General features: G+C 37.6%; 4 protein-coding genes and 2 tRNA genes. 3 read left to right on the top strand and 3 right to left on the bottom strand.

Going from position 1 to position 3,951, the window contains the following annotated elements; genetic code table 11:
- The first annotated feature begins 339 nt into the window (after positions 1-339).
- A tRNA-Asn gene (locus ABU914_RS15195) sits at positions 340-414 on the top strand.
- A 1-nt stretch (position 415) separates the two neighbouring features.
- Positions 416-488: transfer RNA gene (locus ABU914_RS15190), tRNA-Thr, on the top strand.
- A gap of 116 nt (positions 489-604) precedes the next feature.
- Here the strand turns inward: ABU914_RS15190 and ABU914_RS15185 are convergent.
- Complete coding sequence (locus tag ABU914_RS15185) at positions 605-862, bottom strand: tyrosine-type recombinase/integrase (protein WP_379670539.1); 258 nt, start codon at positions 860-862, stop codon at positions 605-607.
- A gap of 279 nt (positions 863-1,141) precedes the next feature.
- Positions 1,142-1,756 carry a hypothetical protein gene (locus ABU914_RS15180; protein ID WP_379670538.1) on the bottom strand — a complete coding sequence of 205 codons (615 nt, stop codon included), beginning with the start codon at positions 1,754-1,756 and terminating at the stop codon, positions 1,142-1,144.
- Between the two features lie 276 nt (positions 1,757-2,032).
- On the opposite strand from ABU914_RS15180, the gene ABU914_RS15175 reads away from it, so the two are divergent.
- Complete coding sequence (locus ABU914_RS15175; RefSeq protein ID WP_379670537.1) at positions 2,033-2,188, top strand: hypothetical protein; 156 nt, start codon at positions 2,033-2,035, stop codon at positions 2,186-2,188.
- Between the two features lie 478 nt (positions 2,189-2,666).
- Here the strand turns inward: ABU914_RS15175 and ABU914_RS15170 are convergent.
- A protein-coding gene (locus ABU914_RS15170; protein ID WP_379670536.1) for an IS3 family transposase occupies positions 2,667-3,796 on the bottom strand; the annotation gives its coding sequence in 2 pieces (ribosomal slippage) (positions 2,667-3,547 and positions 3,547-3,796; 1,131 coding nt in all).
- Positions 3,797-3,951: the final 155 nt, after the last annotated feature.

Raw genomic sequence — 3,951 nt, 5'->3', positions numbered from 1 at the left:
TGCCGAACACGGAAGTTAAGCTCTTCAGCGCCGATGGTAATGGGCTTTGCCTGTGAGAGTAGGACGTTGCTGGGCAGTATTTTGTATTATGCATATTTTTAATTCTTAGTTAGTAATGATTCTAGACTACATTAATTCTAGCGAATAAACTTCGAATTGGCTTGACGCACATGCTAAGTAGAAAGCTTATAGATGAAGAGCTTGCGAATCTCTACTGTAGCTCAGTGACGAGCAAACTTCCTCCGAATTGGCAACGAGTTATCTCGACACATTTACTTAAGGAATAGCTAGTAGAGGAAGAGACAGCGTAGCACCGTTGAAAATAATACTTAAGAATATTCCACAGTAGCTCAGTGGTAGAGCTATCGGCTGTTAACCGATCGGTCGCAGGTTCGAATCCTGCCTGTGGAGCCATGCTTCCATAGCTCAGCCGGTAGAGCACTTCCATGGTAAGGAAGGGGTCGCAGGTTCGAGTCCTGTTGGAAGCTTTCTATTTTTACGTTGTATAAACCCTTGTTAATGAAGGGTTTATTTCTTTTTTAACAACGGAATATTCTTGACCACATTTTCTTAGTAATCGTTAAATGACCACATTTTGACCACATTAGCTTAACTTTCTTGATGGCTTGGTTGATTTTTTATGAAATCGTTTGCCAAAGTTTATGGCGGTTTGCTTTTGCATGTTCGGTAAAACATGGGCATATGTTTCCATTAAAGTTCGTACATCATGGCCTAGGCGTTCAGCCACAGCTTTTGGATTTTCTCCTTCTTTTAGAAGCATCGTTGCATGGGTATGCCTGAGATCGTGAAAATCAATTTTTCTTACTCCGGAGTTTTTTATACATCTGTAATGTGTTCTCATTAGATTTCTTGGAATGATTGGAGTTCCTTTTGATGTTGGAATAACAAATCGTAGTCTTCATATGCAGGTCCTAATAAAATAAACACAATTAAAAAAGAGTAACTTTTAAAAATGTATATTTTCTTATATTTTCATTATACCGATGGAAAGTTAAATCTAAGAGGTGATTAGGAGTTGCTTGCGATATAATTCTAGTATCGTTTGTGTGTACATCTCTTGATAACCCATCCTTATTAGTCGGATCCCTAGCGGTTATTTCTCGGTAACTAGAGGTTTACATCACTCCTCTCTTCCACCGGGTTCGAACGTAACTGACTTCATTAATTTTTTAACATGGGCTTCTATAGCCTCGGTATCATAGCCACAACCTTTTTCAGTTCGACCTTCACAATAGACCATATAGGTATAATTCAAGGTTTTGTTACTTTCTTTTGATTTTACAACGCCAAAAAAGTTATAAGACCCGATTGTTTTCCCGTCCTCTGGGAGTGTGTTTTTTGCAAAATATATCTCAGTATCATCTGTTTCTATTTTTTCAAAATCGCCGTCATACCTAATCCCCATAGAAACTACTGATAAATGTGTGTCTAATCGAATCGTGTCTTTATTATGTTTGAACGATAAATCTACTGTATACACTGCTCCTGTTATTTCCTCATCACCGCCAGCAAAACGAAGCTTTTCATAATTTTCACCTGTAAAGCCGTAATAGGTTTTCTGCATCTTCGCATTTCCTGGATACATCATCGTATATTTTCCAGTCATTGACTGAAATAAATAAAAACCTTCTTCAACTTCATCTATAGCCCCCATAAATTCCCGGGTAAAATCATCTTGAAAAGCTGGCACATCCGGTAATTTATTAGGATTCATTTTTGAAATGTCCTTTTCCAACAAATCGCATTCAACTAAAAAGAGAAGGAATAGTGCACAAGGTAAAATAATTGACCGCATTTGAGAAACACCCCCCGATCACAATTTTTTTGGTATCCATACTTCTTTGCTAATTGTTCAAACACATTATTGTCCATATTTTCTACCTTTAGTTTAATGATATCTGTCCAAATTTCATTATTCAAGATCAGAAAAACAAATACAAATTATTCGCTGGATCTTCGTAGGCTATGAGGAAGAAATGAAGGTTCATTTTTAATTGGGGCGTCCATCGGAATGGCAGGAGTGATCGGTGCAGGAATTGCTTTAGTAATGGTACAAATGATGCCTACTTCATCAGCTGCAACAGGTTCATCTCTTGGGATAATTGGTTTGCTTTATATTGTTCGTGCGACACCGGATATATCCAATGTAAAGTCTATCGATGATTAATCCGCTAGGCTGGACATATTTAACCTATCCTTTCACGGATTATAACCGAATCCCCCTTGTTTTAGCTTTGATTTTCAGTGTCATCCTTGTGATTATTGCATTTTCCCTTGAAAGCACTCGGAATATGGGGGCTGGAAAACTTCCTGAAATAGAAGATTGAGCAAATGCATAGAGTTCATTGCTGTCTGTTTGTGGATTATTAGTCAAAATAAATAAAGGAACGTACGAACCTGTTTCTTATATCATTAAAATTTGGTATGTCAACACTAAACTAAACAAATTTTTTAAGGAACACATACCTTTTTATAGTGTCTAAAGTCTTAGCACTCAGACGTAAAATAGTGCGTACTGTTTGTCACTTGACTTGGAGCCTCTGCGGGCAAGAGAATGAGCCAGGAAGCCAGATCTATCAAAGAATCTGGCTCAGCCACCAAGGCTATCTTGCCCGCCCCTCCACGTCAAGTGCACGTTATCTTTACTAAACAAGGCTCATTTCTATCTGGTGCTTGCGCTTATACTCGCTAGGAGTAAGATAGTTCAGAGCCCCATGAATTCGAATGTTATTAAACCAATTTACGTAATCAAATAGCTCAAGATCAAGTTCCTGCTGACTATCGAAAACTCTACCGTGAATGAATTCAGTTTTAATCGTTTTGAATGTTGCCTCGGCAACCGCATTGTCATAAGGTGTTCCTTTCTCACTTAAGGATCTTGCAATACCAAATGTCTCTAGCGCTTCGTCTATAAGTTTATTTTTAAACTCACTTCCCCTGTCGGTGTGGAATAATTCGAGGCGATTTAAGTTGTATTTGACTGTTGAAAAAGCACGTTGAACTAGCCCAGTGCTTTTATTGGGACCCGCACTATAGCCAATAATTTCACGATTATATAAATCTACTAAAACACAGATATAATGCCAGTTTTGCTTAACTCGAACGTATGTTAAATCACTCACAATCACTTTTAATTCTTTGTCTTGATTAAATTTACAATTCAGTACATTTCCAATTTCAGACTCATTTACTGTTGTTTTTCTTGGTTTGAATTGAGCTACTGTGTATTTGGAGACAAGTCCTTGCTCGTTCATTATTCGCCCAATACGGCGACGTGACACTGTCCACCCTTGCTTTTGAAGTTCTTTTTTAATTTTCCTTTGTCCATAAATATTACGACTTTCTTTAAAAATTTTAACAATTAAAGCTGTCAATTCTTCATCCTGATTATCTCGAATTTTCGCCTCATAATAGTACGTACTTCTAGGAAGTTGTAGGACGGCGCACATTGCTGATATCGAGTATTTGTGACGGTTGTTCCGAATCACATCTACTTTCGTCCCATTATCAGCGCGGCTTGCTTTAAAATATCATTCTCCATCATCAGTCGCTGATTTTCTTTGCGGAGTCTGATTAGTTCTTCTTGCTCTGGGGTTCTATTGTCCTTTTCTTCAAACGATCCACTTGTTTTATGCTGGCGAACCCATCTGTCAAAGGAAGATGGCGTTAGCTCGTATTCTTTGATAATTTCGCTTCTAGGTTTACCTGGAAGGTGCAGCTGAACAATTTGTTCTTTAAATTCTTTGGTGAATGTTCTTCTCTTTCTTTTGGTCATAATTAATTCTCTCCCGACTTTTATCAATTAAGAATATATGACCTTAACGAATCTGTCCAACTAAGTGTAACCTATCCAAAAGAACAAAAACAAGAAGAGAACTGGAAAGTAGGACGAAATGATGAAAAAGGAATCCAATTTATTTTTGGAAATGT

The sequence above is a fragment of the Pueribacillus sp. YX66 genome (genome assembly GCF_041725775.1).
GTDB lineage: Bacteria > Bacillota > Bacilli > Bacillales > UBA6769 > Pueribacillus.
This window is presented reverse-complemented; position numbering and strand designations above follow the sequence as displayed.

What these genes read in the sequence shown, in the direction of transcription:
- ABU914_RS15185 (WP_379670539.1), bottom strand. Translation starts at nt 862, where the DNA reads ATGAGAACACATTACAGATGTATAAAAAACTCCGGAGTAAGAAAAATT.
- ABU914_RS15175 (WP_379670537.1), top strand. Translation starts at nt 2,033, where the DNA reads ATGGCAGGAGTGATCGGTGCAGGAATTGCTTTAGTAATGGTACAAATG.